The organism is Marinobacter mangrovi (assembly GCF_016798325.1).
Classification (GTDB): domain Bacteria; phylum Pseudomonadota; class Gammaproteobacteria; order Pseudomonadales; family Oleiphilaceae; genus Marinobacter_A; species Marinobacter_A mangrovi.
The window spans coordinates 230,867-257,742 of the sequence record NZ_JAERVO010000005.1 but is presented as its reverse complement, the minus strand read 5'-3'; the positions used below and the strand labels follow the sequence as shown (position 1 = coordinate 257,742).

At 62.5% G+C, this 26,876-nt stretch carries 29 protein-coding genes and 1 other RNA gene; 13 read left to right on the top strand and 17 right to left on the bottom strand.

Going from position 1 to position 26,876, the window contains the following annotated elements; translation table 11 throughout:
• Nucleotides 1-77 precede the first annotated feature (77 nt).
• Nucleotides 78-1,124 (top strand): DUF2333 family protein, encoded by a 1,047-nt coding sequence (locus tag JL474_RS16050; protein WP_407944064.1) that lies wholly within the window; start codon nt 78-80, stop codon nt 1,122-1,124.
• A gap of 94 nt (nt 1,125-1,218) precedes the next feature.
• On the opposite strand, the gene ppa is transcribed toward JL474_RS16050, so the two are convergent.
• Nucleotides 1,219-1,749 (bottom strand): inorganic diphosphatase, encoded by a 531-nt coding sequence (gene ppa, locus JL474_RS16045; protein ID WP_123636453.1) that lies wholly within the window; start codon nt 1,747-1,749, stop codon nt 1,219-1,221.
• Between the two features lie 299 nt (nt 1,750-2,048).
• Here ppa and JL474_RS16040 point away from each other — a divergent pair, with 299 nt between their 5' ends.
• Both JL474_RS16040 and JL474_RS16035 read left to right on the top strand, forming a co-directional pair.
• Nucleotides 2,049-2,372 carry a DUF883 family protein gene (locus tag JL474_RS16040; protein WP_123636452.1) on the top strand — a complete coding sequence of 108 codons (324 nt, stop codon included), beginning with the start codon at nt 2,049-2,051 and terminating at the stop codon, nt 2,370-2,372.
• Between the two features lie 2 nt (nt 2,373-2,374).
• Nucleotides 2,375-2,866, top strand: coding sequence for a hypothetical protein (locus tag JL474_RS16035; RefSeq protein WP_123636451.1), 492 nt, complete (start codon nt 2,375-2,377; stop codon nt 2,864-2,866).
• Nucleotides 2,867-2,883: 17 nt separating this feature from the next.
• On the opposite strand, the gene JL474_RS16030 is transcribed toward JL474_RS16035, so the two are convergent.
• On the bottom strand, nt 2,884-4,026 hold the full coding sequence (locus tag JL474_RS16030; protein WP_203142867.1) for an acyl-CoA dehydrogenase family protein: 1,143 nt from the start codon (nt 4,024-4,026) through the stop codon (nt 2,884-2,886).
• A gap of 285 nt (nt 4,027-4,311) precedes the next feature.
• Between JL474_RS16030 and JL474_RS16025 the strand changes: the two genes are divergently transcribed.
• On the top strand, nt 4,312-5,733 hold the full coding sequence (locus JL474_RS16025) for an acetyl-CoA carboxylase biotin carboxylase subunit (RefSeq protein WP_123636449.1): 1,422 nt from the start codon (nt 4,312-4,314) through the stop codon (nt 5,731-5,733).
• A 12-nt stretch (nt 5,734-5,745) separates the two neighbouring features.
• On the top strand, nt 5,746-7,548 hold the full coding sequence (gene oadA / locus JL474_RS16020) for a sodium-extruding oxaloacetate decarboxylase subunit alpha (protein ID WP_203142866.1): 1,803 nt from the start codon (nt 5,746-5,748) through the stop codon (nt 7,546-7,548).
• Between the two features lie 203 nt (nt 7,549-7,751).
• Here the strand turns inward: oadA and rpiA are convergent, their stop codons facing one another.
• Complete coding sequence (gene rpiA, locus JL474_RS16015) at nt 7,752-8,423, bottom strand: ribose-5-phosphate isomerase RpiA (protein WP_203142865.1); 672 nt, start codon at nt 8,421-8,423, stop codon at nt 7,752-7,754.
• A gap of 221 nt (nt 8,424-8,644) precedes the next feature.
• Between rpiA and ilvA the strand changes: the two genes are divergently transcribed.
• Nucleotides 8,645-10,174 (top strand): threonine ammonia-lyase, biosynthetic, encoded by a 1,530-nt coding sequence (ilvA, locus tag JL474_RS16010; protein WP_203142864.1) that lies wholly within the window; start codon nt 8,645-8,647, stop codon nt 10,172-10,174.
• 330 nt (nt 10,175-10,504) lie between these two features.
• Nucleotides 10,505-10,666, top strand: coding sequence for a hypothetical protein (locus tag JL474_RS16005; RefSeq protein WP_190294844.1), 162 nt, complete (start codon nt 10,505-10,507; stop codon nt 10,664-10,666).
• Nucleotides 10,667-10,718: 52 nt separating this feature from the next.
• Here the strand turns inward: JL474_RS16005 and JL474_RS16000 are convergent, their stop codons facing one another.
• The 4 genes from JL474_RS16000 to JL474_RS15985 form a co-directional block, all read right to left on the bottom strand.
• Entirely contained in the window at nt 10,719-11,426 is a 708-nt protein-coding gene (locus tag JL474_RS16000; RefSeq protein ID WP_236012303.1) for a 5-formyltetrahydrofolate cyclo-ligase, read from the bottom strand.
• Between the two features lie 61 nt (nt 11,427-11,487).
• Nucleotides 11,488-11,669, bottom strand: a non-coding RNA gene (gene ssrS, locus JL474_RS15995) — 6S RNA.
• A gap of 85 nt (nt 11,670-11,754) precedes the next feature.
• Complete coding sequence (locus JL474_RS15990) at nt 11,755-12,045, bottom strand: cell division protein ZapA (protein ID WP_203142862.1); 291 nt, start codon at nt 12,043-12,045, stop codon at nt 11,755-11,757.
• 54 nt (nt 12,046-12,099) lie between these two features.
• A complete protein-coding gene (locus JL474_RS15985) occupies nt 12,100-12,306 on the bottom strand; it encodes a TIGR02449 family protein (RefSeq protein ID WP_123634066.1) in 207 nt (68 codons plus the stop codon).
• Between the two features lie 296 nt (nt 12,307-12,602).
• On the opposite strand from JL474_RS15985, the gene JL474_RS15980 reads away from it, so the two are divergent.
• The 4 genes from JL474_RS15980 to JL474_RS15965 are packed head-to-tail and all read left to right on the top strand — an operon-like array spanning nt 12,603 to nt 17,039.
• Nucleotides 12,603-13,193, top strand: coding sequence for a UPF0149 family protein (locus JL474_RS15980; protein ID WP_203142861.1), 591 nt, complete (start codon nt 12,603-12,605; stop codon nt 13,191-13,193).
• 14 nt (nt 13,194-13,207) lie between these two features.
• Nucleotides 13,208-14,524 (top strand): Xaa-Pro aminopeptidase, encoded by a 1,317-nt coding sequence (gene pepP / locus JL474_RS15975; protein WP_203142860.1) that lies wholly within the window; start codon nt 13,208-13,210, stop codon nt 14,522-14,524.
• A 14-nt stretch (nt 14,525-14,538) separates the two neighbouring features.
• Entirely contained in the window at nt 14,539-15,813 is a 1,275-nt protein-coding gene (ubiH, locus tag JL474_RS15970) for a 2-octaprenyl-6-methoxyphenyl hydroxylase (RefSeq protein ID WP_203142859.1), read from the top strand.
• Entirely contained in the window at nt 15,810-17,039 is a 1,230-nt protein-coding gene (locus JL474_RS15965; RefSeq protein WP_203142858.1) for an FAD-dependent monooxygenase, read from the top strand. The genes ubiH and JL474_RS15965 overlap by 4 nt, the downstream gene beginning before the upstream one ends.
• 4 nt (nt 17,040-17,043) lie before the next feature.
• Here the strand turns inward: JL474_RS15965 and JL474_RS15960 are convergent, their stop codons facing one another.
• The 9 genes from JL474_RS15960 to ubiE all read right to left on the bottom strand — a co-directional run bounded on the left by JL474_RS15960 (nt 17,044) and on the right by ubiE (nt 23,276).
• Nucleotides 17,044-17,766, bottom strand: a complete 723-nt coding sequence (locus tag JL474_RS15960; RefSeq protein WP_123634061.1) for a 16S rRNA (uracil(1498)-N(3))-methyltransferase — start codon at nt 17,764-17,766, stop codon at nt 17,044-17,046.
• Nucleotides 17,763-18,494 carry a twin-arginine translocase subunit TatC gene (tatC, locus tag JL474_RS15955; protein WP_223807854.1) on the bottom strand — a complete coding sequence of 244 codons (732 nt, stop codon included), beginning with the start codon at nt 18,492-18,494 and terminating at the stop codon, nt 17,763-17,765. Before tatC ends, JL474_RS15960 begins: the two co-directional genes overlap by 4 nt.
• A 104-nt stretch (nt 18,495-18,598) precedes the next feature.
• Nucleotides 18,599-19,045: a Sec-independent protein translocase protein TatB gene (tatB, locus tag JL474_RS15950; protein WP_123634059.1), complete on the bottom strand. Its 447-nt coding sequence runs from the start codon at nt 19,043-19,045 to the stop codon at nt 18,599-18,601.
• An 11-nt stretch (nt 19,046-19,056) separates the two neighbouring features.
• Nucleotides 19,057-19,290, bottom strand: a complete 234-nt coding sequence (tatA, locus tag JL474_RS15945; protein WP_203142857.1) for a Sec-independent protein translocase subunit TatA — start codon at nt 19,288-19,290, stop codon at nt 19,057-19,059.
• A gap of 120 nt (nt 19,291-19,410) precedes the next feature.
• The gene (locus JL474_RS15940) at nt 19,411-19,755 is read right to left on the bottom strand and encodes a phosphoribosyl-ATP diphosphatase (protein ID WP_203142856.1); all 345 of its coding nucleotides are present in this window, start codon (nt 19,753-19,755) and stop codon (nt 19,411-19,413) included.
• Nucleotides 19,752-20,177, bottom strand: coding sequence for a phosphoribosyl-AMP cyclohydrolase (gene hisI / locus JL474_RS15935; protein ID WP_123634056.1), 426 nt, complete (start codon nt 20,175-20,177; stop codon nt 19,752-19,754). Before hisI ends, JL474_RS15940 begins: the two co-directional genes overlap by 4 nt.
• Before the next feature lie 26 nt (nt 20,178-20,203).
• On the bottom strand, nt 20,204-21,847 hold the full coding sequence (gene ubiB, locus JL474_RS15930; RefSeq protein ID WP_123634055.1) for a ubiquinone biosynthesis regulatory protein kinase UbiB: 1,644 nt from the start codon (nt 21,845-21,847) through the stop codon (nt 20,204-20,206).
• Nucleotides 21,844-22,491 (bottom strand): ubiquinone biosynthesis accessory factor UbiJ, encoded by a 648-nt coding sequence (locus JL474_RS15925; RefSeq protein WP_203142855.1) that lies wholly within the window; start codon nt 22,489-22,491, stop codon nt 21,844-21,846. Before JL474_RS15925 ends, ubiB begins: the two co-directional genes overlap by 4 nt.
• Nucleotides 22,491-23,276, bottom strand: coding sequence for a bifunctional demethylmenaquinone methyltransferase/2-methoxy-6-polyprenyl-1,4-benzoquinol methylase UbiE (gene ubiE / locus JL474_RS15920; RefSeq protein WP_236012302.1), 786 nt, complete (start codon nt 23,274-23,276; stop codon nt 22,491-22,493). Before ubiE ends, JL474_RS15925 begins: the two co-directional genes overlap by 1 nt.
• 222 nt (nt 23,277-23,498) lie before the next feature.
• On the opposite strand from ubiE, the gene JL474_RS15915 reads away from it, so the two are divergent.
• Nucleotides 23,499-23,780, top strand: a complete 282-nt coding sequence (locus JL474_RS15915) for a polyhydroxyalkanoic acid system family protein (RefSeq protein ID WP_123634052.1) — start codon at nt 23,499-23,501, stop codon at nt 23,778-23,780.
• A gap of 123 nt (nt 23,781-23,903) precedes the next feature.
• On the opposite strand, the gene JL474_RS15910 is transcribed toward JL474_RS15915, so the two are convergent.
• Nucleotides 23,904-24,833: an alpha/beta hydrolase gene (locus JL474_RS15910; RefSeq protein ID WP_203142853.1), complete on the bottom strand. Its 930-nt coding sequence runs from the start codon at nt 24,831-24,833 to the stop codon at nt 23,904-23,906.
• Between the two features lie 494 nt (nt 24,834-25,327).
• On the opposite strand from JL474_RS15910, the gene JL474_RS15905 reads away from it, so the two are divergent.
• Nucleotides 25,328-26,716, top strand: coding sequence for a WS/DGAT domain-containing protein (locus tag JL474_RS15905; protein WP_328797835.1), 1,389 nt, complete (start codon nt 25,328-25,330; stop codon nt 26,714-26,716).
• Nucleotides 26,717-26,876 lie beyond the last annotated feature (160 nt).

The window sequence follows — 26,876 nt, the reverse complement described above, 5'->3', positions numbered from 1 at the left end:
AGGTATGGGCTCCCGGTGGCCAGGAGGCTCCGGTGGCGTTCGAATAACGACGAATCAGAACGAATGACACAAGGTGGATGGTTATGTTGAGCAAGACCAGAGGATTTTTCCGGGAGCGGCTGGAGGACATCCAGGACTATCTCGGTGGCGGCAAAGTGTTCAAGGGCCTGATTGTCCTGCTGGTGATCTACCTGATCGTCGCGGTGGTGCTGGGGATCTATTGGAGCAGCGAGCCGGACACCTACTCGGTCCGCGATGAGGCCCAGCAGCGGGCCCAGGCCATGAATCGGGAGATGGTGACCGGCTTCACCACCACCTCGACGCTCATTCACATGGCCGAGACCCTGCTCGACAAGCCGGGCGGTTACATCACTAACGACATCATGCCGCCGGGGCTGTGGATGGATAACATGCCGCACTGGGAATACGGGGTGCTGATCCAGCTGCGCGATATGGCCAGGGCGCTGCGCCAGAACATCAGCCGCTCCCAAAGCCAGTCCGCCGAAGACCCGGACCTGACCATCGCTGAACCCCAACTGCACTTCGATAACGGCAGCTGGATGCTGCCTTCCACCGAATCCGAGTATCGGCGCGGTATTGCCGCGCTCAAGCGCTATCTCGATCGCCTGTCCAACCCCAACGGTCCCCAGGCCCAGTTTTACGCCCGGGCGGACAATCTGAACAGCTGGTTGGCGGATCTGGAAACCCGTCTGGGCAGCCTGTCACGCCGATTGAGTGAAAGCGTCGGCAAACAGTCGGTGGACGAGAACATGGAAGAACTGCCGGACCAGGCGAAGGAGGACGACATCGCCTCGGTGCAGACGCCCTGGACCGAGATTGACGACGTTTTCTACGAAGCCCGCGGGACCTCCTGGGCCCTGCTGCACATTTTCAAGGCCATCGAGGTGGATTTCCGTGATGTCCTGAAAGACAAGAACGCGCTGGTGAGCGTGCGGCAGATCATCGTCGAGCTGGAGGGGTCCCAGAAGGCGATGTGGAGTCCGGTGATCCTCAATGGCAGCGGCTTTGGCATCCTCGCCAATCACTCTCTGACCATGGCGTCCTATCTGGCCCGGGCCAACTCCGCCATCATCGATCTGCGGGAGTTGCTGAGCAAAGGCTGAACCAGCCCGTCAGCGATAAAAAAGGCAGCGAGCCCGAGGGTCGCTGCCTTTTTTGTGTCCGGCCGCTACGGGCCGGAAATCCGTGCCGGAGCGCTTACTTCTGGTAAGCGGCGACGGCGGATTCGATGGCCTTGCAGGCTGCGGCGGCGTCATCCCAGCCGTCGACCTTGACCCACTTGCCCGCTTCCAGATCCTTGTAGTTCTCGAAGAAGTGCTGGATCTGATCGCGCAGCAGTTGCGGCAGGTCGTGCACGTCTTTCACGTCGGTGTACTGCTTGGTGACCTTGTCGTGAGGCACGGCAACCAGCTTGGCGTCGCCGCCGGCTTCGTCTTCCATGTTCAGGACACCTACCGGACGACAGCGGATGATGCTGCCCGGCATGACCGGATACGGCGTGACCACCAGTACGTCCAGCGGGTCGCCGTCGTCGGCCAGTGTGTTCGGGATGAAGCCGTAGTTGGCCGGGTAGAACATCGGCGTGGCCATGAAGCGATCCACCACAACGGCACCCATGTCCTTGTCGACCTCGTACTTGATCGGAGAGGAGGCGTTGGCCGGAATCTCGATCAGTACGTTGATGTCTTCAGGCGGGTTCTTGCCGGGCGGGATATTGTCGAAGTTCATGAGGCGTCCTTCTTTACTGTCGTCAGTGAAGTGAAATGGAACCGGTGAATGGCCACGGATTATACCCGTCGGTCCCGTGGGGTGAAACATACCTTCGGGCCTGTTCGTCAGACAGTCGCCATCCTGTACGAATGGTCATGTGGTCGTCAGAGGTTCTCCCACTGCTGTGCTACAGTGAAAACGTCTGGCGCGTCATACCGGTACACACAGAACGGTAGCGCCAGATGGCGGGCGGATTTGCCGGTGACCGAACAGTGCGGGCGAATCCGCCGGGTATGTTTCATTCAGGGAGACACACCATGGAAGCGCAAACACCCCAGGACGATTACAAGCGGGTCAAGGAAGACATCCAGTTACTGCGTGAAGATCTGGCCAAGCTGACCCGGGCGGTGGCTGACGGCCAGAAAAGCAACATCAGCAACCTTCGCGACGAAATCCGCAAGGAAAGCCGCGAAGCTCTCCGGCATGCCCGTGAGCGGGGCGATGAAGCGTTCAATCGCGCCCGAGAGGCCGGCGACAAGGCCATTCACGACGTCGAGCACAAGATCGAGGAACGCCCGTTCCTCAGTGTGGTGATCGTATTCCTGGTCGGCCTGCTGGTCGGCAAACTGCTCGATCGCTGATCATGCCTTTTTCCGGCGAGTTGCAAGCCCTGCTGCGTAAAGCCCTGGCCGCGCTGATTGGCGCGGCCCTGGGGCTGGTGTTTCTCAGCGCGCTGCTTATCGGCGGCTTTGTGCTGTTGGTAAAAGCCGCCGCCCTCGGGCTTGAGCCCTGGGTGGGGCAAGCCGGCGCCTTCGGGATCACCGGTGGTGTCTGTTTTGCGCTGCTGGGCTTCTTCTTTTACCGGATGATGCGCACGCCGGCGCCGTCCCGTGAGGCGTCGACCGGAGGTGGGTCGTCGCCGCTGGCGGCCTTCCGCAAGTTGATCGTGGAAAACCCCTGGGAAGCGGTTCTGACGGCCTTTGCCCTCGGTATTACCGAACAGAGCGATCCGCGCATGCGGCAGTTCCTGATCCAGAGCGGCCTGGCGTTCCTCAAGGCCGCCAACGCCATGGACGACGGGGAGGCGGAGAATGACGAGCCGCCGCCGGAGACGTCCGCCAACGACGGCGCCTGACGGTCGTCGGCCGGGTCTTAAAGGCCCATCTGTTTGCCGATCATTTCCTTCATGATCTCCGTGGTGCCACCGCCGATGGAGAGCAGTTTGCCGTCGCGATAGAGCCGTTCGACGCCGGTCTCGCGCATGTAGCCCATGCCACCGTGGAGCTGGATGGCTTCCCGGGTGACGTTTTCGCACACCTCCGCCGCGAAGTTCTTGGCCATGGCCACTTGCTTGATCGGGTTCTTGCCCGCCTGCATCAGCGCCGCGCAGCGGTAGGTGTATTCCCGCGCGATCTCCACCTGGCTAGCCATGTCCACCAGCTTGTGGCGCGTGACCTGGAAGCCGTTCAGGTTGCGTCCGAAAGCTTCACGCGAGCGGCAATAATCAAGCGAGGCTTCCAGCGCGAGCTGGGCGCCCATGTAGCCCATGATGGCCAGCATCAGGCGCTCGGACAGGAAGTTGGTCATGATGGCAATGAAGCCCGCATTTTCCGCGCCCAGCAGGCGGTCTGCGGGCACCCGGCAATCCTCGAAGAACAGCTCGGCCGTATCGCTGGCCCACCAGCCCATTTTCTGCAGCTTGCGGCCGCGGGTGAAGCCGGGTGTGTCCCGGTCTACCAGCAGCAGACTGATGCCGTTGTGGCCCGCCTCGCCGGTGCGGACGGCCACCGTGTAGTAATCGGCCCGATGCCCGCTGGTAATAAAGGTCTTGCTGCCGTTGATGACGTAATGGTCACCCTCGCGCACCGCCCGGGTTTTGAGGTTGGCCACGTCCGAGCCGCCGCCCGGTTCGGTAATGGCCAGGGCCATGATCCTGTCGCCCCGCAGCACGGCCGGTACCACGGTTTCTTTCAACGCCGGTTGTCCCCAGCGAACGACCGGGGGCAGGGCGATATCCAGTGAGCCGAGACCGGCCACCAGGCCGCCGGACGTGGAGCGCATCAGTTCCTCACTGATGGCCACCTTGAGGAAGACATCCCCTTCGCTGTGCCCTCCCAACGCCTCCGGATAGCCGGCGCCGAGAATGCCGGCTTCGCCGGCCAGCCGGTAGAGATCGCGAGGAAACTCGCCGGCTTCCTCCCAGTCGTTGATGTAGGGAAGCACATGGGTCGACACAAATTTTCTTGTGGTTTCGCGGACCTGGCGGTGGGTGTCGTTAAAGTAATCGGTATCCATGGCGTAATCCGTTCTGCCCCCTGTCTGAGCCGTATTGGATGCGAGAGATAAGTGAGTGTCGCTTATCAAGCATAACCTAGCAAGCGCTTGGTCATATAGTTGATCTGGATCAATTCGGGTCTGGTCGGGCCATGGGTCGGCGGATAGAGTGTTCGGCCGCTTTTACGTGTGTACAATATTCATGCGTTAAAGTACGTACTCCCGCCCAGTGGGTGGCTCTTCGGGGCGGGTGGCCAATGACGGCCTTTCATCCCACTTCCTGACGAATGACAGGGAGCACCTCAGATGACCATAAAGAAAGTTCTCATCGCTAACCGTGGTGAGATTGCGGTCCGAATAGCGCGCGCCTGCCAAGAGCTTGGCGTGAAGGCTGTGGCGATCTATTCCGAAGCCGACCGCTATTCCTTGCACGTTAAAAAGGCGGACGAGGCGCATTGCATCAGTGCGGATCCACTGACGGGCTACCTCAACCCCCATCATATTGTGAACCTGGCGGTGGAAACCGGCTGTGATGCGTTGCATCCCGGTTATGGTTTCCTCTCCGAAAACGCCACGCTGGCGCAAGTCTGCAAGGAGCGGGGCATCCGCTTCATCGGGCCGGCAGCGGACGTGATTTCCTCAATGGGCGACAAGACCCAGGCGCGTCAGACGGCGGTGAATGCCGGAGTACCGGTCACCCCGGGTTCTGAAGACAACCTCACGGATGTCGAGGACGCCGTGAAACAGGCGGGCGAGCTGGGTTATCCGGTGATGCTCAAGGCCACCTCCGGTGGCGGCGGTCGGGGTATTCGCCGCTGCGACGACGAGGAGAGCCTGCGCCAGAACTACGATCGGGTCATTTCCGAGGCCACCAAGGCCTTTGGTAGTGCCGATGTCTTCCTGGAGAAGTGCATCGTCAACCCGCGTCATATCGAGGTCCAGGTCCTGGCGGACAGCTACGGCAACGCCATTCACCTGTACGAGCGCGATTGCTCCATCCAGCGCCGTAACCAGAAGCTGATCGAGCTGGCGCCATCGCCCCAGCTGAGCGACGAACAGCGCGAGTACATCGGTGACCTGGCGGTTCGTGTCGCCAAGGAAACCGGGTACGAAAACGCCGGCACGGTGGAGTTCCTGCTCGCCGACAACGGTGATTTCTACTTCATGGAGATGAATACCCGGGTGCAGGTGGAACACACCATCACCGAGCAGATCACCGGGGTGGACATCGTCAAGGAGCAGATCCGGATTGCCGCTGGTGAAAAGCTGCGCTTCAAGCAGGAAGACATCAGCTACCGCGGTTACGCGGCCCAGTTCCGGATCAACGCCGAAGATCCCAAGAACAACTTCCTGCCAAGCTTTGGCCAGATTACCCGCTACTACTCACCGGGCGGCCCCGGCGTGCGGACCGATGCGGCCATCTACACCGGCTATGAAATCCCGCCGTACTACGATTCCATGTGCGCCAAGCTGATCGTCAGCGCCATGGACTGGGAAGAACTGCTGGACCGTTCCCAGCGGGCCCTCAAGGATATGGGGATCTACGGCATCAAGACCACGATTCCCTACTACCTGGAAATCCTCAGCCATCCGGAGTTCAGGGCTGCTTCGTTCAACACCGGGTTTGTCGAAGGCCACCCGGAACTGATCAACTACAGCATCAAGAAGCGTCCGGAGTCGCTGGCCGCCGCTGTGGCCGCCGCGATCGCCGCCCAGGCCGGAATCTGATGGGAGTCTTTTATGACCAAGCGTAAAATCGAAATCACTGACGTCATCCTGCGGGACGCCCACCAGTCCCTCATCGCCACGCGTATGCGTACCGAAGACATGCTGCCGGCCTGCGACAAGCTGGACAAGGCCGGTTACTGGTCGCTGGAGTGCTGGGGCGGTGCCACCTTCGACGCCTGCGTTCGCTTCCTGAAGGAAGACCCTTGGGAGCGCCTGCGCCAGCTGCGCAAGGCCCTGCCCAACACCCGCCTGCAGATGCTGCTGCGTGGCCAGAACCTGCTGGGCTACCGTCACTACGCGGACGACGTGGTCGAAGCCTTCTGCCAGAAAGCAGCGGATAACGGCATCGACGTATTCCGTATCTTCGACGCCCTGAACGACGTGCGTAACCTGGAAACCAGCATCAAGGCGGTCAAGAAGGCCGGCAAGCATGCCCAGGGTACCATTTGCTACACCGTCAGCCCGGTGCACGGCACGGAGAAGTTCCTCAAGCAGGCCAAGCAGATGGCCGACATGGGCGTCGACAGCATCGCGATCAAGGACATGGCCGGTCTGCTGACCCCGTCCGCCACCGCTGATCTGGTCAGCGCCCTGAAGAAAGAGCTGAGCCTGCCGGTGTTCCTGCACTCCCACTACACCTCGGGCATGGCCTCCATGTGTCAGTGGGCGGCCATCGAGGCGGGTGTCGATCACATCGATACCGCACTGTCCGCCTTTGCCGGTGGCACCAGTCACCCGCCCACCGAGTCGCTGGTGGCGTCCCTGAAGGAAGCGGGCTATCAGGTGGACCTGGATCTGGAAACCCTGGATGAGCTGACCAGCCACTTCCGCGAGGTGCGCAAGAAGTACCACCAGTTCGAGAGCGAGTACAACGGTGTGGACACCGCGGTCCTGCTGTCGCAGGTCCCGGGCGGCATGATGTCCAACCTGGCCAACCAGCTGAAAGAGCAGGGTGCACTGGACAAGATCCGTGACGTGTTCGCCGAGATCCCGCGTGTGCGCAAGGATCTGGGCTACCCGCCGCTGGTCACTCCGACCTCACAGATCGTCGGCACCCAGGCGGTGATCAACGTGTTGTCCGGCAAACGCTACGACAACATCACCAACGAGGTGAAGAAGTACCTGCAGGGCTGGTACGGTGCTGCGCCGGGCGAGATCAATGCCGACCTGCAGAAGCGAGCGGTAGGCAATGAGGAGCTGATCGAAGAGCGTCCGGCCAACCAGCTGAAGAACGAGTTCCACACCCTGAAGGACGACATCGGCGACCTGGCCGAGTCCGAAGAGGACATCCTCACCTACGCCATGTTCCCGGATCAGGCTCGCCAGTTCCTGGAGCAGCGCAAGGAAGGCACCCTCAAGCCGGAACCGCTGGAGCCGAAACCGACTGCGGCCAGCCCGGGCTCGGTGTCCACCGAGTTCAAGATCACCGTTCACGGCGAGACCTTCGACGTCAACGTCACGGGCGTCAGCCCGTCAGGCGACGACGAGCGTCGGTTCTTCATGACGGTCGATGGCGTTCCGGAAGAGATCAGCATGGAATCCGTCGGCGGCTTTGAGCGTGAAGGCAGTGGCGGCTCCGGTCGCGGCAAGGCCTCGAAGGAAGGCCACGTGACCACCAGCATGCCGGGCAACATCGTTGACGTTCTGGTCAATGAGGGCGACAGCGTCGACGCCGGCAAGCCGGTCCTGATCATCGAAGCCATGAAGATGGAAACCGAGGTCAAGGCCCCGATTTCCGGCAAGGTGGTCGGTGTGTTCATCAAGAAGGGCGACCGGGTGACCCCATCCGAAGTCCTGATGGAAATCGAGCCCTGAGCGGTTGGATGACCTGAACTAAAAAGCCCGGCTTCGGCCGGGCTTTTTTGTGGGTGTTGGGGCACCCGTCAGCTGGTGCTGTGGCAGGGCAGCCTTGCAGGCTGCTCCGAAGCTGAAGCGTCGGCTACATTTTGCCGTAACTCGAGTATGTAGCAGATGCTTCAGCTTCTGAGGCGCCGGCAGGCGCCCGACGGCTGGAACGACTACCGCTCCACCGTTTCCACCCCGTTCTGCGTCCCCAGCAACAGAATATCCGCCGGACGATGCGCAAACAGGCCATTGGTCACCACGCCCACGATCTGGTTCAGGTCTCGCTCCAGTTCGATGGCGTTGTTGATGGTCAGGTTATGGACATCGAGGATCACGTTGCCGTTATCCGTGGTCACGCCTTCCCGGTACACCGGATCACCGCCCAGTTTGACGATCTGCCGAGCCACATGGCTGCGGGCCATGGGGATGACTTCCACCGGCAGCGGGAAGGCGCCCAGCAGGTCGACCCGTTTGGATTCGTCAGCGATGCAGATGAAGGTCTTGGCGACCGCCGCCACGATCTTCTCCCGAGTCAGGGCCGCGCCGCCGCCCTTGATCAGTTCCAGGTGATCGTTGGCTTCGTCGGCGCCGTCGATATAGAACTCCAGACTGGTGACAGAGTTGAGGTCGTAGACCGGGATGCCGTGTTGCTTCAGACGATCGGCGGTGGCTTCCGAACTGGCGACCGCGCCATCGAAGCGCGATTTCAGCTCGGCCAGTTGATCGATGAAATAGTTCGCCGTGCTGCCGGTGCCTACCCCGATCACGCTGTCCTTGGCCAGCTTGGGAGTGATGATGTCGATGGCGGCCCGGGCGACGGCCTGTTTCAGTTCGTCCTGGGTCATAGCGTCCTCGCCAGATGGAAATGGGAATTGTCGAAGGGCCACCAGTATACCGGCCCGGTTCACGGGCATACAGGAAAAGCTGACCTGCGTCGCGAACGCGCGCCAATAGTGCTGGACGCCCCGGCCGCTAAGTCCTTAGACTTGAGGGTTTTCACCCACCATTCACTATCGAGTCCATCAGAGGCTCACAAACCCGAAAACCCAGAGAAGGGAATTGCTCCATGCCACAGCGCTACATCAAGAAAATACTCGATGCCCGAGTCTACGATGTGGCGATTGAATCGCCGCTGACTCATGCCCGTAACCTGTCCAAGCGGTTCAACAATCACATTATTATCAAGCGGGAAGACCTGCAGCCGGTTTTCTCGTTCAAGTGTCGTGGCGCCTACAATGCAATTGCCCATCTCACCGAGGAACAGCGGGAAAAGGGGGTGATCTGTGCTTCCGCCGGTAACCACGCCCAGGGTGTGGCCATGGCGGCCCAGGAGCTGGGCATCAAGGCGGTGATCGTGATGCCGCAAACCACGCCGGAGATCAAGGTCAAATCGGTGCGGGACCGTGGTGCGAAGGTTGTGCTCAAGGGCGATGCCTTTGACGAAGCCGCCGCTCATGCCGCCGAGCTGATGGAAAAGCAGGGCCTGACCTACATCCCGCCCTACGACCATCCGGACGTCATCGCCGGACAGGGTACGGTGGCCATGGAACTGCTGTGGCAGTTCACCAAGCCGCTGCATGCCGTGTTTGTTCCGGTCGGTGGCGGTGGTCTGATCGCCGGGATGGCGGCCTACATCAAATACCTGCGTCCGGAGACCCGCGTCATCGGGGTGGAGCCGGAAGACTCCAACTGCCTGCAGGCCGCCCTGGCGGCCGGCGAGCGTGTGGTGCTCGATGAAGTAGGCATCTTTGCCGACGGTGTAGCGGTCAAACAGATCGGCAAAAACACCTGGGACGTCTGCAAGGAGTGTGTGGACGAGGTGATCACCGTGTCCACAGACGAGATCTGCGCCGCCATCAAGGACGTGTTCGACGACACCCGCTCCATCTGCGAGCCGGCCGGCGCGCTCTCGGTTGCCGGTATCAAGAAATATGTGCAGCGCGAAGGCATCGTGGGCCAGAACCTCGCGGGTATCCTGAGTGGCGCGAACATGAACTTCGACCGGTTGCGCTACATTTCAGAGCGAACCGAGATCGGTGAGCAGCGCGAGGCGATCCTGGCGGTCACCATCCCGGAGCGGCCGGGCGCTTTCAAGTCGTTCATCAACGCACTGCACAAGCGCAACATCACCGAGTTCAACTACCGGTTCTCCGACGGAGACGAGGCGCGCATCTTTGTGGGCATCCAGATCCAGTCCGGTGGCCTCGGCCGGGACGAACTGGTGCAGGATCTGCGCGACGGTGGCTATCCGGTGATCGACCTGACCGACAGCGATATCGCCAAGCAGCACATCCGTCACATGGTGGGCGGCCATGCGCCGCATATCCACAACGAAAAGGTCTTCCAGTTCGAGTTCCCGGAACGCCCGGGCGCGCTGTTGAAGTTCCTGATGTCGCTGGGCACGCGCTGGAACATCTCCATGTTCCATTACCGCAATCATGGTGCGGCCTACAGTCGCGTGTTGATGGGCGCGCAGGTCGAGGATCATGAGACCGGCGCCTTCACCAAGATGCTCGACAAGGTCGGTTTCCGCTATGAGGACGTGACCGACAACGAGGCCTATCGGCTTTTCCTGGGGAACGGCAACGGGCGCTAGGAACTTACCGGGACAACCTCAGTCTCACTCCAGGCCGGCCGGAATCCGCGTTAAATGGCGGATTCCGGCCGGTTTTTTACGGGCCTACGAACGCTTTCAAAAAATGAACCTTCTGTAACCTGTAAAAAATTGTAATACCGCAGTTAGCTGATACTATTTAGAGCAATTCTCTGAATAAAAAATAAACACCTGATTGATGTAAGGTTTTGAAGTCCGGGATTCATGACGGGCTCGTCATACTTTCAGTCCGGTCGGGTGTCCAGGCTGCGCACATTAAAAACAGAGATAGAAAACGGCCAATTAGCCGTTCGCATTGGGGGATGCAAAACCATGGAACGAAAGCCTGACGTCATACGGGCGCTCGTTTTTCTTTTCGTCATTGGTCTGGCGGTGACCGGATTGACCTCGTTGCAGGCGTCCGAACCGAAATCCAGGGCGGTCAGCATGGCCGACTCGTCGGATTCACCGCTGCTGCAATTGCTGGAAGACTGACAAGCTTTTCGAGCGTAAAGAAAAGTCCCGGCGCTTTGTCGGGCTTTTCCTCTCAATTCCGGGTGCGGCGCCGCAGTCGTCCCTGTCGTTTCTCGCCCAGCCGATAATGGCCGATGAACAACCGGCCCGCTTCCTGTCGCTCCTGCACACCACCTGTATCACAGGCCACCTGCCGTGCGGGCGTAATCACCGCATTCATGGGCACGTCCCAGGGCTGGATCGGTAGTCGTTCCACCTGCTGGCTGTCGTGGGCCAGTCCGATCAGAACCGGCGGCCGCGCAGCCTCCAGATGCTTGAAGGCGAATGTGCGGTCGTAAAAGCCACCTCCCATGCCCAGTCGTCCACCTTCCCGGTCAAACCCCACCAGCGGCATCAGAACCGCATCCAGCGCCCAGGGCGCCCGACGCGGAGCGTTCCGGTGGGCCGGCTCGGGAATGCCAAAGCGATTGGGCTTCAGGCGGGTGGTGGGATCCAGTCGATAGAACCAGAGGCGGTTGCCGAGAATCGGGTGCAGGACCGGCAGGTAGACCGTCTGACGTCGGCGGCGCGCTTCCACGATAAACGCCCGGGGATCGATCTCACCGTCGTTGGGGAGATACAACCCGATATGGCGCGCGCGGGACTGGCCGAAGTAGCGCATCAGTTGGCGGACCAGGGCTCGTGAGGCCACGCGCTGGGCGGTTGGAGATAATGAGCGGCGGCGCTGGCGCAACTGGCGGCGGAGGCCTTTGCGATCCGGACTGGCTGGAAGGGGAGGCAAGAAGGCAGTCACGTGCGGTCCGTTGTCCTGAAGCAGTGAGGGCGGGCGCAAGAGAGAAAGAAAGCTTCCCGGGATGCCGTTATCGGATGTGGCCCTTGAACCCAAAAGTTCAAGGTGGTGGCCGCTGTGACACATTAGGCTTTCCCCTACGTGGGGGACATGCTCACAATGCCCTGAAGTAGCCACCTGGGTATTGCGCATCGGCTCGAGGACGTATCCGACCAGCGAACATCCCAGGAAGTGATGTCATTATACGGGCTAGACCGGGTGCGATTGCAAACCCGTTTCGGAAATCCCCATCATCGGAAATGACAATGAGGTCACGGCATCAGTTGCCGGACTCGCCCAGGGCTTCATCCAGCCGGCTGTTCATCCGATCGAGCACCTTGGAAGCGCCTTCGGACATGTCGTTCTGGAGCAATTCGTGGGTGATGTTGAGGGCGGCCATGACGGCGATTCGCTCGGTGCCGAAGACCTTGCCGCTGGCGCGGATTTCCCGCATCTGTGAGTCCAGGTGGCGGGCAGCCTGTTGCAGCTCGCTGCGGGCTTCGTCCGGACAGGCAACCAGGTAGGACTTGTCGAGGATGTTGACTTCGACCGTGGTGGGTTTGTCGGGCATCGGGAACCTCTGATTAAGTCGGGTGGCGATTCTGGCGGCCCCTGAAAGCCGGAATCAGTGTTGCTCCAGTGCTCTGAGGCGGCCAATCATCGCTTCGATCTTGTTTCGGGCGAGATCGTTTTTCTGCATAAGCTGGGCGCGTTCGCGGTTCCAGTCATCCTGCATCTGACGCATGGAAGCGTTTTCCTGCTCCAGTTTCTGACAACGAGCAATCAGGCGATCCACCTTGTCGGCGAGGGCCTGCAGTTCGGACTGATCCATGGCGTTCTACTTCCTGGGCGAAGAGTCTGGAAGAGGAATTCTCCGTAAGTTACCCGATCAACTATAAATGCGGCCCGTTAGGGGGTCAATTTGCGGACCTTGCCGTCCCGTCATGTTGGCCGGATCTGCGACGCCGTCCACGTCACAGGGCAGATTGGCGACGTTGTGGGCAGCGGTTGCATAAAAGTTGCGCCCGGTCAGGAAGAACGCCGGTTCCGGCGGGCGTGCCCGATGCCTTTGCCGGCTGCGGGTGCTACGATAGTGACCCATTCAAAGCAGCCAACGTAAGTCGAGTAATGACCGAGAACGAATCCACAACAACGTCCCTGGGTGACTTCGAATCCTGGGCCAATCTGTTCGCCTCCTACAAGGCGTTCAGCCACCCCGCCGAACTGCACGGTGGTCTCTGTGGCCGGCTGGCCGCGGGCGGCCGCCTCAAGACGGATGAATGGCGCGCCCTGGCCTGCGAGAACATGGGCGTGGCGCCGGAGGCGGTTGAGAGCAGTGAAGAACTGCAGACCTTCCTCGACACCGCCTACGAGGTCACCCTGGCCTCGCTGCAATCGTCCGACCTGAGCTTTGCCCCGCTGCTGCCAGACGACGACTATGCCCTCGATCAGCGTCTGCAGGCCTTGTCCGCCTGGGTTCGGGGATTCCTGGAAGGCATGGCCGTCATGGCCAGCCGCCAGTTGGGCGAAGCCACCGGCGAGGTCCGCGAGCTGGTGGAAGACCTGGTCGCCATCAGCCAGGTCGCCGAAGGCGAGGGCGACAGCGAGGAAGGCGAACAGCAGTTCAACGAGATTACCGAGTACGTGCGGGTGGGCGCGCTCACGGTGTTTACCGAATTCAATGCCCCGGAACCGCCCGCTGATAAAACGCTTCACTGAGAGAGGCCCCGTTTATGTCCATGCCGATCAAAGAATTTGCCGCCCGTCGCAAGGCCCTGAGTGAACTCATGGCGCCGGACAGCATTGCCATCGTTCCGGCGGCGCCCGAGCGGGTGCGCAATCGTGACGTGCTGCATCCGTACCGGCAGGACAGCGATTTCTACTATTTGACCGGTTTCGAGGAGCCGGATGCGGTGCTGGCGCTGATCCCCGGCCGGGAGCACGGCGAGGCGGTCCTGTTCTGTAAGGAACGCAACCCCGAGAAGGAGTTGTGGGACGGTTTCCTGATGGGCCCGGAAGGCGCCATCGAAAAACTCGGCTTCGACGACGCGTTTCCCATTGCCGATATCGACGACATCCTGCCGGGCATGATCGAGGGGCGCAGTCGGGTCTACTATCCGCTGGGCAAGGACAAGGCGTTCGACAACCAGGTGATGGACTGGGTCAAGACGATCCGTTCCAAGGTGCGCACCGGGGCCCACCCCCCGGGTGAATTCGTGGCCCTCGAACACAGCCTGCACGACCTGCGCCTCTACAAGAGCGCGGCGGAAATCAAGGTGATGGCCAAGGCCGGCAAGATCAGCGCCGAGGCCCATTGCAATGCCATGAAACGGGCGCGCCAGGGCGGTCATGAATACAACCTGGAAGCCGAGCTGCTGCATACGTTCATGTCCCACGGTGCCCGCTCCACGGCGTACCCGTCGATTGTCGGCAGTGGCGCCAACGGCTGTATCCTGCATTACATCGAGAACCGCGCGCCGCTGAAAGACGGCGACCTCGTCCTGATCGACGCCGGTTGCGAGCTGGACAACTATGCCTCGGACATCACCCGGACCTTCCCGGTCAGTGGCCGGTTTACCGATCCCCAGCGGGCGGTCTACGAGATCGTGCTGGCGGCCCAGGATGCGGCCATCGAGGCGGTCAAGCCGGGCAATCACTGGAACCATCCGCACGAGGCGGCTCTCAATGTGTTGACCCAGGGCCTGATCGATCTGGGCATCCTCAAGAACATGACGCTGGAGGAAGCCCTGGAGCAGGAAGCCTTCCGGCCGTTTTTCATGCACCGCACGGGACATTGGCTGGGCCTTGATGTGCACGACGTGGGCGATTACCGGGTCGGTGGTGCCTGGCGGGTGCTGGAGCCCGGCATGGTGCTCACGGTGGAGCCCGGCCTGTACATCGCGCCGGACAATATGGATGTGGATGAGCAGTGGCGGGGCATCGGCATCCGCATCGAGGACGATGTGGTGGTCACCAAAGAGGGCTGCCGCGTGCTGAGCGAGGGCGCGCCGAAAACCATCGCCGACATCGAAGCCCTGATGGCCGACTGAGGACTGCACGACCTGTGAGCGAGCCGCATTCTCCTGCGTTCGATACCGATATCCTGATTGCCGGTGGCGGCCTGGCCGGCGCCACCCTGGCGCTGGCGCTGGCCCACCGGCTGCCGCAGTTGCGGGTGACCGTGGTGGAAGCCTTTCCCCTGTCGCCGGACGCCCGTCCCGAGGACTACCAGCCCAGCTACGACGCCCGTTCCACGGCGTTGGCCTGGGGCTCGCGGCTGATCTACGACGACCTGGGGTTGTGGTCTGCGTTGAGCCCCCATGCCACGCCGATCCGGCGCATCCATGTGTCGGACCGGGGCCGTTTCGGCGCGACCCGGCTGTCCGCCGAGGAGCACGGTCAGGATGCCCTGGGTTACGTGGTGGACAACCGGCTGCTCGGGCTGGCGTTGATGCGGGCGCTGGGAGAACAGCCTGCGGTCAGCTGGAAGGCCCCGGCAAAAGTGGTCGGTGTCGAGCCGCTCAGTGAAGGGGTTACGGCGCGACTGGAACAGGATGACGAGTCATCGTCCCTCACGGCTCGCTGCCTGGTGGTGGCCGACGGCGGTCGCTCCGGCCTGCGCGAGCAGCTGGGCTTCAACGTCGAGACCAGCGAGTATGGCCAGAACGCCCTGATTGCCAACGTCACGTTCAGCAATCCCCATGATTTTGTGGCCTACGAACGGTTTACCGACGCCGGACCGCTGGCGCTGCTTCCGCGGGGCAAGCCCGGTCGGGCCGGGCGCGAGGCGGCCCTGGTCTGGACGCTGGCCGATGCGGCCCTGGAAGAAACCCTGGCCCTGGATGACGGTGAGCGGCTGGCGCGATTGCAGGCCCGCTTCGGCTGGCGCCTGGGCCGTTTTGTGAAGATGGGCGAGTGTGCCCATTACCCGTTGACCCTCACCACCGTGCAGGAGGCCGTGCGCCCCGGCATCGTGCTGGTCGGCAACGCTGCCCACACGCTGCATCCGGTGGCGGGGCAGGGCTTTAACCTGGCGTTGCGGGGGTTGATGACGCTGGTGGAGGCGTTCGAGCAGGCCACCGCCTCTGCCCGCCCACTGGGTGACATTGCTGTGTTGCAGGGCTATCAGGCCCGTCACCGGCAGGATCAGCGGGACACCGTCCGTTTTTCCGATTCGCTCATCCAGATTTTTGGTCACCACTCCCGGGCGCTGTCCGCGGCCCGGGACGCCGGGTTGGTGGGGCTGGACCTGGTTCCCGGCGCCCGGCGCTGGTTTGCCCGCCGAGCTATGGGGCTGGGCCCCAACGCGGCCGGCCGTTCTGCAGGAAAACGCTCATGAGTGACGTCCAACGCTTCGATATCCTGGTGGTGGGCGGTGGCATGACCGGCGCCGCCGCCGCACTGGGTCTTTGTCAGCAAGGCTGGCGTGTGGGTCTGGTGGAAGCGGCGACGCTGGAAGAAACCCTGCGCCCGCTGGAGCCCGCTGCGACGGTGGATGACTTCGAGCCGCGGGTCAGTGCCCTGTCGCTGGCCAGTCAGGCGCTGCTGCATGCCCTCGGCGTCTGGAGTGACGTGACGGCCGAACGGCATTGCCCCTACGCGGATATGACCGTCTGGGACGCGGACGGCACCGGGCGTATCCACTTTGAGGCCCCGGCCATGGGCGTCTCGTCGCTGGGCACCATTGTCGAAAACCGGATCCTGGTGCGCGCCCTGATGGCCGCTGTTTCCGATGCTGCTCTGGACCTGTTCGCCGGGGTGTCGGTGAGCGACTGGACGGAAGAGGCCGCCGGGAGCCATTGCATTCAACTCGAAGACGGTCGTCGTCTGGAAGCCGATCTGGTGGTGGCCGCGGACGGTCCGCAATCCCGGGTGCGCCAGTGGGCCGGCCTGCCGACGCGGGAATGGGACTACGACCAGCAGGGCATCGTCTGCACGGTGGAAACCGTCCAGCCGCATCAGGCGACGGCTTGGCAGCGTTTCTCGCCCACCGGCCCGCTGGCGTTCCTGCCGCTGGCCAACGAAGCCGGCAGTCGCCACTTCTGTTCCATCGTCTGGTCGCAGGACACGGCCGAAGCGCGGCGGTTGATGGCGCTGGACGACGCGGCGTTCACCGCGGAACTGGAAGCGGCCATCGAACGCCAGCTGGGTGCGGTGAAGGCCGTCTCCCGTCGCTTTGCCTTCCCGCTGCGCCAGCGCCACGCCAAGGACTACGTCAAACCGGGCCTGGCCCTCATCGGCGACGCCGCCCACACTATCCACCCATTGGCGGGCCAGGGCGTGAACCTGGGCTATGGCGATGTGCGGGTGTTGCTGGAAGAAATGGCGCGTCTGCGTGACAGTGGATTACCCGCGGGTGAGCCGTCGACCCTGGCCCGTTACCAGCGCCGCCGCAAGGGCGAAAACCTCGCCATGATGGCGGCGATGGAAGGCTTCAAGCAGCTGTTTGCGCGGGACGAACTGCCCCTGCGCTGGATCCGCAATGCCGGCATGCGCTGGCTGGACGGTCAGGGCGGCATCAAGAACCGGCTGGCGGCTCAGGCAATGGGTATCGAAGCGGTCTGAAGGCTCAGAATTCGCAGGCGTCGAACAGGCGACTCACCAGCACCGGCACCGCCGTTTCCACCCGTAAAATGCGTGAACCCAGGTGGACGGCCCGCGCGCCGGCTTCCACCAGTTTATCCACCTCGTAGGGAATAAAACCGCCTTCCGGACCGATGCACAGGGTCGCCGGGGTGTTGGTGTGCGCGGGGCAGGGCACGTCGGTGCCGGGATGGGCGACCAGGCCGGGGCGTTCCCGCATCAGGCCGGGCAGCTCGTCCTCCACGAACGGCTTGAAGCGCTGGCGGATGTGCACCTCGGGCATCTGCGTGTCTTTCGACTGTTCCAGCCCCAGCGTCAGGTTGTCACGCAGGTGAGCGTCGGAGAGCCAGGGCGTCTGCCAGAAGCTTTTTTCCACCTTGTAGGCGTTGATCAGCCAGATGTCCTTTACGCCCAGGGCCGCGCAGGTCTGCAGGACGCGTCGGAACATCTTGGGGCGCGGCATGGCCAGTACCAGGGTCAGCGGTAAGGGCGCCGGCGGCGGCGTGTCGAGGGTGACCGAGAGGCGGGCTTCGCGGGCGTCCAGGAAATCGACGGTGCCGTAACCCATCGCGCCGTTGACGCGGCCCAGCGGCACGCGATCGCCAACGTCGACCTTCAGGACCTCTTCCAGGTGCTTGCGGCGCCGGTCCCGCAAGATCACCCGGTTGTCGTCCACGAAATCCTCGTCGAACAGCAGGCCGAGGTTCATGGCGCCTCGTCGGCGGGTGCGTCTTCCGTGCGCCGGCGGGCCAGTCGGCCAAACAGGATGCCCAGCTCGAACAGCACCCACATGGGCACGGCCAGCAGGGTCTGGGAGATGATGTCCGGCGGGGTCAGCAGCATGCCGATGATGAAGCAGCCCACGACCACGTAGGGGCGTTTGGCGGCCAGATCTTCCGGCGTGGTGATGCCCGCCAGGATCATCAGGATGACGGCAATGGGAATCTCGAACGCCACCCCGAAGGCAAAGAACATCTTCAGCACGAAGGTCAGGTAGCTGCTGATGTCGGGCATCTCGGAAATGCCTTCCGGCCCGACCGTGGTGAAGAAGCCGAACACCAGCGGAAAGACAACGAAGTAGGCAAAAACGGCACCCAGGTAGAAGAGCACGACCGATGAGAACAGCAGCGGGAAAGCCAGCTTCTTCTCATGGCGATACAGGCCGGGCGCCACAAAGCTCCACAGCTGGTAGAGGATGTAGGGGATGGCCACGAACACCGACAGCACCAGCGCCAGCTTTAACGGTGCGAAGAACGGTGAGGTGACGTCCGTGGCGATCATCACCTGGCCTTCTGGCAGCAGGTCGCGCAGGGGCTGGGAGATCCACAGGTAGATCTTGTTGGCGAACGGGTAGATCCCGGCAAAGCAGATCAGGGTCGCCAACACCATCTTGAGCAGCCGGTTGCGCAACTCCAGCAAGTGGTCGATCAGCGACATTTCCTGATGAAGTTCTTCCTCGTCCGGACCGTCGTTGGCGGGCGGTGGCGTCTTGAGCTTTTCCTCGTCGGTGGAGGACACGGCATCTCCAGAGGGGCGCGACGTCATGTTCGGTTTTCCGGTGTGGCCTGTTTGTCCTGCGGGGCATCGGAATCGGAGGCGCGCTGTTCAGCGGCGGCGGCCGCGTCCTGCTCGGCGTAGTAGCCGGCTTCTTCCAGGGCTTCCTCACGGGCGGGCGGTGCCGGGCGATCGCTGCGTTTGTCCTCGTCGGACACCAGCAGGTGCTCGTAGTCACGGGCCTTGCTCAGGCCGTCGCGGACGTTCTTCTCGACGCCATCCAGGTCGATCCCGCCTTCCTTGCGGAGCTGCTCCTTGAGCTCTTCGGCCTTGATCTGCCGATCCAGCTCACTGGTGAACTGCCGCACCAGCCGGCGCGTGCGTCCGACCCAGCGGCCCGCACTGCGGGCGGCACCGGGCAAACGCTCGGGGCCCAGCACCAGCAGGGCGATGATGCCGCAGATCAGCAGCTCCATGAAGCCAATGTCGAACATCGGGCGTCGGCTCAGCTGTGGGTTTTCTTGTCAGCGGATTCAGTGCGGGTGGCTTCGTAAACGTTGCCGTCCTCGCTCTGGTCCAGTGACTCCTTTTTCTGGTTCTGGTCTTCGTCGGCCATGGATTTCTTGAAGCCACGGACCGCTCCGCCCAGGTCGGTACCGATATTGCGCAGTTTCTTGGTGCCGAACAGGAGGACCACAATGCCGAGAACGATCAGTAGTTGCCAGATGCTGATACCCATGTCAGAGCCCTCACGATAGGTGTTGTGTCTTTGATTGTACGCTACCTGCAACGGGGTTGGTAAAGCCGCAGATGACGGAGCGGTTACCAGACGGCACAGTAGTCGTTGTTTGTTACTGTTTTATTGCGGCTTTCGGGCCGCCTTCTCGTCCAGGCCGGACAGGTCGAAGCGTCGCGCCAGTTCCTGCAGGACGTCATCCGGTCCCAGGCCCAGGTGAGACAGGGCGACCAGGCTGTGGAACCACAGGTCCGCGGTCTCGTAGATGAGCTTGTCTTTCTCGCCCGTCTGCTGCGCGTCTTTGGCGGCCAGCAGCATCTCGGTGCATTCCTCGCCGACCTTTTCCAGGATCTTGTTCAGGCCCTTGTGGTGCAGGCTGGCGACGTAGGAACTGTCGGGACTCGCGGCCTTGCGCGCTTCCAGAACCTTGGCCAGCTCGCCCAATACATCGTTCCGAGTATCACTCATGCGGACGGATCTCCCTTGTGACCGTAAATGGCGTCCGGATCTTTCAGCACCGGCTCGACGCTGACCCACTGGCCGTCTTCGAGGCGCCGGTAAAAACAGCTGCGCCGTCCGGTGTGGCAGGCAATGCCGCCCAGTTGCTCGACTTTCAGGACGATCACGTCGGCATCGCAGTCCAGGCGGATTTCGGACACCTGCTGCACGTGGCCGGAGGACTCGCCCTTGCGCCAGAGTTTGCCGCGCGAGCGCGACCAGTAGATGGCGCGATTTTCCGCGGCGGTCAGCTCCAGGGCTTCGCGATTCATCCAGGCCATCATCAGGATATCGCCGCTGGCGGCGTCCTGGGCGATGGCGGGCACCAGGCCCTGGTCGTCCCACTTGATCTCATCCAGCCAGTCGGTGGGGATGGCAGTCGTGTCTTGCATGGTTCTCCGGTCCGGTTGTGTCTCGTTCAGGTGCGCCGGCCAATCAACAGCCAGCCGGCGGCGGCAATCAGGATCCAGCCCTGGGTGGGGATGGTCGAGATCGCGGCCCAACTGACCGGTTGTGTGGTCAGCCAGGCGCCGGCCAGGCAGGCCACGCCCAGCAGCGTGCGCCGGAAACTGCGGCGACGGCCTTCCTCGGCGTCCTGTAAGGCCTTCAGTGTAGCCTGATCGGCGGCCGGGGCGCGATCCAGGTCGCGTACCCGCAACAGCGCGTCGTGCACCAGTTGCGGCATTTCCGGCGACTGTTCCAGCCAGGCGGGCAGGTGTTCCTTGAGGGTCTTGAACATGCCCGGTGGGCCGATGCGACGGCGCATCCAGGTTTCCAGGAAGGGCTGGGCGGTGCTCCACAGATCCAGCTCGGGATAAAGCTGGCGACCCAGGCCTTCCACGTTAAGCAGGGTTTTCTGCAGCAGGACCAGCTGTGGCTGGACCTCCATCTCGAAGCGCCGGGCGGTCTGGAACAGGCGCAGCAGGAAGTGACCGAAGGAAATCTCGCTCAGCGGGCGTTCGAAAATCGGCTCGCACACGGTGCGGATGGCGGCCTCGAATTCGTTGACCCGGGTGTGCGCCGGAATCCAGCCGGACTGGATGTGCAGTTCGGCCACCTGCCGGTAGTCCCTGCGGAAGAAGGCGAGCAGGTTGCGGGCCAGGTAACTCTGGTCTTCCGGCGCCAGGGTGCCGACGATGCCGAAATCGATGGCGATGTAGCGCGGATCCTGCGGGTTGCTGGCGTCCACGAAGATATTGCCCGGGTGCATATCCGCGTGGAAGAAACTGTCCCGGAACACCTGGGTGAAGAAGATTTCCACGCCTTTCTCGGCCAGCACCTTCATGTTCACGCCGGCGGCATTCAGGGCCTGGGTGTCGGCGACGGGAATGCCCTGGACGCGCTCCATCACCAGCACCTTGCGGGCGGTGTAGTCCCAGAACACTTCCGGGATGTAAATCAGCGTGGAACCCTCGAAATTGCGACGCAACTGGGAGGCGTTGGCGGCCTCGCGCTGCATGTCCAGTTCGTCGTGGATGGTCTGCTCGTAATCGCGCACCACCTCGACCGGACGCAGGCGCCGGCCTTCCGACCAGTACCGCTCCAGCGCCGCAGCCATCATCAGCATCAGCGCAATGTCCTGGCGGATGACCCGGTCAATGCCGGGGCGGATGACCTTGACCACCACGGACTGTCCGGAATGCAGGGTCGCCTCGTGGACCTGGGCTACCGAGGCGGACGCCATGGGGTTGCTGTCGAAGGTCTTGAACAGCTGACCGACGGACTGGCCGAGGGAGTCTTCCACAATGGCCTGGGCCTCGCTGCCGGGAAACGGCGGCACCCGGTCCTGGAGTTGCTGCAGGGCGTTGGCCATGTCGTCCGGCAACAGGTCGCGGCGGGTGGACAGGATCTGGCCGAACTTGACGAAGATCGGGCCCAGTTCCTCCAGGGCCAGGCGCAGTCGCTCCCCCCGGCTGGCACGATAGGTCGGGAACAGGTGCCAGGGAGCGAACAGCAGCAGGAACCGCAGTGGCCAGGGCAGGTCGGCCAGGGGGAGGAATTCGTCCAGTCGGTACTTGCTGAAAACCCAGGCAATGCGGAAAAGGCGTTGAATGCGCGTCACGACGACTCCGTCGACGGGGATGAATCGGCATCGAGCTGCTGTTGCAGGCGGTCCAGGCGGGCGGCCAGACGGTCGGTCTGCAGGGCCAGTTGGTCGATGTCTTCAAAGGTGGCGGCCAGTTCGTTGCGCCCGGGCAGGGACCGGCTTTCTTCGTGGATGTACTCTTCCAGGTTGGCGTTCAGCGAGGCGAACGCCTGCTTCTGCCAGCGCAGGGCGCCGCGCACGCGCTGACCGATGAAATGCGCCGGCACATCACCGGTGTAGCGGGCCAGCGCGGCCTCCCAGTCGGGTTGGAGCTGCGCCAGGGCGCGCTGCAGCGCATGGGCCCGGCTGACATCGCCCTGCACCTGCAGCCGCTCGTCGCTGAAGACCCGATCGTCGCCCTGGGCGAGCGCTGCAAACGCCATGGGGCGCCCGCTGACGATCAACACGGCGTCCTCCGGCGGCGTGCTGCCCACCTGCACCTGTTCGCCCACCGTCCGCAGGGACAGGCAGAGCCCGAGACCGCTGAAATCGAACTGCACCGGCGCCGCCACGGCGTCCAGCAGGGATTGGCGTCCCGCCGGATCCAGGGCCAGCGCCCGGTTGAGGGCTTGTTCGACGACCTGGGTGACCGCCGCCTGCAGGGTCGGGCCTGGAAACATCAGGGCTTGATCCCGGCGTGCAGGGCGACGATGCCGCCGGTCATGTTGTGGTAGCGGGTCTGTACGAAACCGGCCGTATCCATCATGCCCTTGAGTGTCTCCTGGTCCGGGTGCATGCGGATGGATTCCGCCAGGTACTGATAGCTGCTGCTGTCGCCCGCGATGAGCTGGCCCATCAGCGGCAGGGCGTTGAAGGAATACAGGTCATACGCCTTGTTCAGCAGCGGGTTGGTGGGCTTGGAGAACTCCAGCACCAGTAGTTTTCCACCGGGCTTCAGCACCCGGCACATGTCGCGCAGGGCCTGGTCCTTGTCGGTGACGTTGCGCAGGCCGAAAGCGATGCTAACGGCGTTGAAGCTGTTGTCCGGGAAGGGTAGGTGCTCGGCGTCCGCCTGGACGTACTCGATGTTGCCCACGTAGCCGCGGTCGGTAAGGCGGCTACGGCCCACCTGCAGCATCGACGCGTTGATGTCGGCCAGCACCACCTGCCCGTCACGGCCCACCAGGTCGGAGAACTTCATGGTCAGGTCGCCGGTGCCGCCGGCAATGTCCAGTACGCGGTGGCCGGGACGCACGCCGCTCAGTTCGATGGTGAACCGTTTCCACAGCCGGTGGATGCCCATCGACATGAGGTCGTTCATGATGTCGTACTTGCCGGCTACGGAATGGAAGACCTCTGCCACCTGGCCAGCCTTTTCTGAACGCCGCACCTGGCGATAGCCGAAGTCGGTGCTTTCGTCCGGTGACGACTGGGTCTCGGCGTGTTTGGTCTGCGGGTCAGTCATGAGCAGTGGTCCCCTCGGGAAATGAAGGCGCGGGCTGAACATTCAGCCGTCCTCGCCGGGCAATCCTGTATTCTAACGGGAAGACGGCAGGCTACAAGCGGGAAGCGTTGTCAGGCACCCGGTTGCGCCCGTATGGGAAAGCCTTAAACTGCCGGGTAAACCATTTAAAGGCCCTCCCAGAAGGCGCCCGAATCAACCTTTCCATCATTTACCGGGGTAAGCATGTCCACCATTGATATCAACCGTCACCACTCCCTCGATCACGACCACGCCCGCCAGGCCGCCGAATCCCTGGCCCAGGATCTGTCCAAACAGTTCGATGTGGATTACCAGTGGGAAGGCGACACCCTGCGTTTCAAGCGCAGCGGCGTGAAAGGGCATCTCAACGTGACGCCGGAAGAATTGCAGGTGCACCTGGAGCTGGGTCTGATGCTGCGACCGTTCAAGTCGCGGTTCGAATCGGAAATTCAGTCCCAGTTGGACAAGCTGGTCGACGGCGCCTGAGGAAATTCTTAGCGCCCGAATTCCAGTCATTCACTCCCTCTCCCCAAGCCCCTCTCCCGCCAGGGGCGAGGGGTTTTACGGCGTCTCACTCTCGATGAGTCGGCTGTCAGTCTCTGAGTCGATTCAAGCCAACCCGGACGACGCCTGGGGCAAGGTCTCCAGCGACGGAATCCACTCCTTGCTGTCCAGCGTGATGAAGTGGCTGGGCGCTTCGGTTTCAATGATGCGCATGGTGGTCGGGCTCTGGCGGGCGCTGTTGAGCATGGCGCCGCGGTCGAGGATGCGATCCACCTGCGGAATCAGGAAGGTGCCGTGGCGGATGTCGTTGTAGACGTCCGTCGGGGTGCGCTCCATCCACGCCATGATGTTCTCGATGTTGCGCACGATGGTCAGGTGATCCCGGGTCGCGGAGAACAGGTGACTCAGCAGCTGTTTCTTGCGCGGGTTCATCTTGCCGAAGAAGGTCTGGCCGTAGGCCGATGACGGCGCGGTGTTGATCAGACGGATCAGCCAGGGCCACATGCCGTGGCTCACCGGTTCCAGCAGGGTGGTCACCAGTGCGTGCAGCCTGGCCTGGGGCAGCACCGGCGCTTCCAGCACCACTTCCACGTTCTCGTACAGCTCCGGACGCTGGCGGACGCCTTCCAGAATGACCGCGCCGCCGCGGGAGTGGCCGTGCAGCCGGACCCGTTCGGTGGTCGGCAGGTTGGCCAGCGCCTGGTTCAGGATACAGGCGTCGTATTCGATGGTGGCTTCCAGGTGTTTGATCGGCACTTCCCAGTCCGGCGTCTCCGGCGTCACGCCGTTGACCGGAATGTGGTAGTTGCTGCAGGTCAGCAGGATCAGCTCGGTGGTGGGGGACTCGTAGGCCTGGGTGAAGTAACAATGGTTTTCCAGGAAGCCGTGAACACCAATCACCGTCTGTTCCGCTTCACCGCTGTGGTTGCGCACGGACACCGCGCCCTTGCCCACGCGATAGACGCGGCCTGAGAACATCTCCGAATAGGCGCTGTCGATCGGCTTGATCAGCTTGCGAACGTGACTTGCTTTCATGTCGGCCTCCCGTATCCGGGTTATGGTGCCCTGCCTGGTTATACGTCAGAAATGAACGGCACGGCTTATTGTTTTGTGAGGTTCACCCGGTCAGTGCTGGTGTCTCTGAGTGGACACTAACCCATTATTCCAGACCTTTATTGGCGCGGATTACCCCTTTTTCGCTGCCATTTGGGTCACCCCAAGTTATAGCACGAAGAATCAGGGGGTTAGGGTAGTCGTTAGACCATGGTCTTAATACTGCTTTGGCCCGGGATGACAAGTTAGGGTGCAATCTTTTCCTTACCCCGAGTATAAGGATGTCCGCCCGGGTGCGGGTTATTTTTTGTAATATCGCGTTGTTACGGGTTTTTCAGTTTGTGGCAGGCGATATGGAGCGGGTCCTGCATGTCTGGCACAATGCTTTGCCTGTCATGGGAATGTCACCGGTACCAATAACAACCACCGGGGCGTTGTTCAGCTACCGCATCAGTTAGGGTCAGACGTTGAGTCACATGGAATCCAGCTTATTGTCCCCGGTCGATGCCGCCTGGCTTTCCATGGAGTCTCCCGCCAACCCCATGACCATTACCGTCCTGTTGCGGGTGGACGGTCTGACGGCCCCCGTCTTTCGGCATTTCCTCGAGAACCACTGGCTGCGCATTGCCCGTTTCCGCTGTCGACCGGTTCGCAAGGGCGCGGCCTGGGTCTGGGAAGAGGACGACCTGTTCCGCCTGCGCCACCACGTCCACGTTGAACCCGAACCCATGGACGAAGCGCGCCTGCAGGAATGGCTGTCGGCCCGCCTCAACCAGCCGATGCCGGACTACCGTCCGCGCTGGGGCTTCTGGCTGATTCCCCGGGCCCAGGGTGGGGCGGCGCTGTTGCTGCGCATGCACCATTGCTACGCCGATGGCCTGTCCCTGATTGAACTGTTCAACGCGCTGACCACCACCGCACCCGACGCCATGCCGCCGGACCTGGCCGGCGGCGATCGGATCACCGGCGCCAATCGCTGGCTGGATGCGGGCTGGGATTGGCTGCAGTCGCAGGTCACCCTGGCGGATGAGGGCCGCGTGGAAGATGTCGAGGCCTCGGACGAGCCGGCCGACGCTCTGTCGAAACGTCGGCGGCAACTGGAAAAGGCCGCCTGGACCGGGCTGAAACTGGTCAACGAACTCAGCGAATACGTGCTGGAGCCGGAAGACACGCCGACGCGCCTCAAACCGGGTCTGCTGGGCCGACGCCAGTGTCGCTGGTCGGCGCCGATTCCGCTGGCGGCGTTCCGTCACATCGCCAACACCACACACTGCAAGATCAACGATGTGTTGCTGGCCTGTGTGGCCCAGGCCCTGCGGAAGCAGCTGGAAAACGACGAGCTGGATCTGGAAGAGGTATTGCTCCACGCTGCGGTACCGGTGGATATCCGCGGCCTGCTGCCGGACTCGGTGAAGCCCGAACCCGGCGAACTGGGCAACCTGTTCGGCACCGTCTTCGTGCCGTTGCCGGTGGATGCCCACAGCCCGCTGGAGTGCCTGTACCGGGTGAAGCATGAGACCCGCCGCCTCAAGCGCTCCTGGCAACCGGGGATTTCCTGGGGGCTGATGTGTTCGGCCGGACTCCTGCCCCGGGGCTGGCAGCAATCGGTGGCGGACCTGTTCTGCCGTAAGGCCAGCGCGGTGGTTTCCAACGTCCCGGGCACGCCGGAGCCGCGCTATCTGGCCGGTTGCAGGGTGCGAGAACAGATGTTCTGGGTGCCCCAGTCCGGCGACATCGGACTGGGGGTGAGCATTGTCAGCTACGCCGGCTGCGTACAGTTTGGCGTGGTGGCGGACGAAGCCGTCATGGCGGATCCCAAACCCTTTCTCGATGATTGCGTCAAAGCTCTCCAGAACTGGCAGTAACTCTCCGGTATAGCACCATCGGCCGGTACGGTCGTAAGGCTAAAGTCGCTTCTGTGTTACCTCCCAAAAGACCGCCAAATCAGCGCTCTTGGCGCATATCTCCCCCACAGCCCTTAACCGACCATGGGCCTGTGCATCCCGACGGATGCCTGCCAGGGCG

Excerpts from the sequence above, each read along its gene's own strand:
- JL474_RS16050 (WP_407944064.1), top strand. The coding sequence starts at position 78 with ATGGTTATGTTGAGCAAGACCAGAGGATTTTTCCGGGAGCGGCTGGAG.
- ppa (WP_123636453.1), bottom strand. The coding sequence starts at position 1,749 with ATGAACTTCGACAATATCCCGCCCGGCAAGAACCCGCCTGAAGACATC.
- JL474_RS16040 (WP_123636452.1), top strand. The coding sequence starts at position 2,049 with ATGGAAGCGCAAACACCCCAGGACGATTACAAGCGGGTCAAGGAAGAC.
- JL474_RS16035 (WP_123636451.1), top strand. The coding sequence starts at position 2,375 with ATGCCTTTTTCCGGCGAGTTGCAAGCCCTGCTGCGTAAAGCCCTGGCC.
- JL474_RS16030 (WP_203142867.1), bottom strand. The coding sequence starts at position 4,026 with ATGGATACCGATTACTTTAACGACACCCACCGCCAGGTCCGCGAAACC.
- JL474_RS16025 (WP_123636449.1), top strand. The coding sequence starts at position 4,312 with ATGACCATAAAGAAAGTTCTCATCGCTAACCGTGGTGAGATTGCGGTC.
- oadA (WP_203142866.1), top strand. The coding sequence starts at position 5,746 with ATGACCAAGCGTAAAATCGAAATCACTGACGTCATCCTGCGGGACGCC.
- rpiA (WP_203142865.1), bottom strand. The coding sequence starts at position 8,423 with ATGACCCAGGACGAACTGAAACAGGCCGTCGCCCGGGCCGCCATCGAC.
- ilvA (WP_203142864.1), top strand. The coding sequence starts at position 8,645 with ATGCCACAGCGCTACATCAAGAAAATACTCGATGCCCGAGTCTACGAT.
- JL474_RS16005 (WP_190294844.1), top strand. The coding sequence starts at position 10,505 with ATGGAACGAAAGCCTGACGTCATACGGGCGCTCGTTTTTCTTTTCGTC.
- JL474_RS15990 (WP_203142862.1), bottom strand. The coding sequence starts at position 12,045 with ATGCCCGACAAACCCACCACGGTCGAAGTCAACATCCTCGACAAGTCC.
- JL474_RS15985 (WP_123634066.1), bottom strand. The coding sequence starts at position 12,306 with ATGGATCAGTCCGAACTGCAGGCCCTCGCCGACAAGGTGGATCGCCTG.
- JL474_RS15980 (WP_203142861.1), top strand. The coding sequence starts at position 12,603 with ATGACCGAGAACGAATCCACAACAACGTCCCTGGGTGACTTCGAATCC.
- pepP (WP_203142860.1), top strand. The coding sequence starts at position 13,208 with ATGTCCATGCCGATCAAAGAATTTGCCGCCCGTCGCAAGGCCCTGAGT.
- JL474_RS15965 (WP_203142858.1), top strand. The coding sequence starts at position 15,810 with ATGAGTGACGTCCAACGCTTCGATATCCTGGTGGTGGGCGGTGGCATG.
- JL474_RS15960 (WP_123634061.1), bottom strand. The coding sequence starts at position 17,766 with ATGAACCTCGGCCTGCTGTTCGACGAGGATTTCGTGGACGACAACCGG.
- tatC (WP_223807854.1), bottom strand. The coding sequence starts at position 18,494 with ATGTCGCTGATCGACCACTTGCTGGAGTTGCGCAACCGGCTGCTCAAG.
- tatB (WP_123634059.1), bottom strand. The coding sequence starts at position 19,045 with ATGTTCGACATTGGCTTCATGGAGCTGCTGATCTGCGGCATCATCGCC.
- tatA (WP_203142857.1), bottom strand. The coding sequence starts at position 19,290 with ATGGGTATCAGCATCTGGCAACTACTGATCGTTCTCGGCATTGTGGTC.
- JL474_RS15940 (WP_203142856.1), bottom strand. The coding sequence starts at position 19,755 with ATGAGTGATACTCGGAACGATGTATTGGGCGAGCTGGCCAAGGTTCTG.
- hisI (WP_123634056.1), bottom strand. The coding sequence starts at position 20,177 with ATGCAAGACACGACTGCCATCCCCACCGACTGGCTGGATGAGATCAAG.
- JL474_RS15925 (WP_203142855.1), bottom strand. The coding sequence starts at position 22,491 with ATGTTTCCAGGCCCGACCCTGCAGGCGGCGGTCACCCAGGTCGTCGAA.
- ubiE (WP_236012302.1), bottom strand. The coding sequence starts at position 23,276 with ATGACTGACCCGCAGACCAAACACGCCGAGACCCAGTCGTCACCGGAC.
- JL474_RS15915 (WP_123634052.1), top strand. The coding sequence starts at position 23,499 with ATGTCCACCATTGATATCAACCGTCACCACTCCCTCGATCACGACCAC.
- JL474_RS15910 (WP_203142853.1), bottom strand. The coding sequence starts at position 24,833 with ATGAAAGCAAGTCACGTTCGCAAGCTGATCAAGCCGATCGACAGCGCC.
- JL474_RS15905 (WP_328797835.1), top strand. The coding sequence starts at position 25,328 with ATGGAATCCAGCTTATTGTCCCCGGTCGATGCCGCCTGGCTTTCCATG.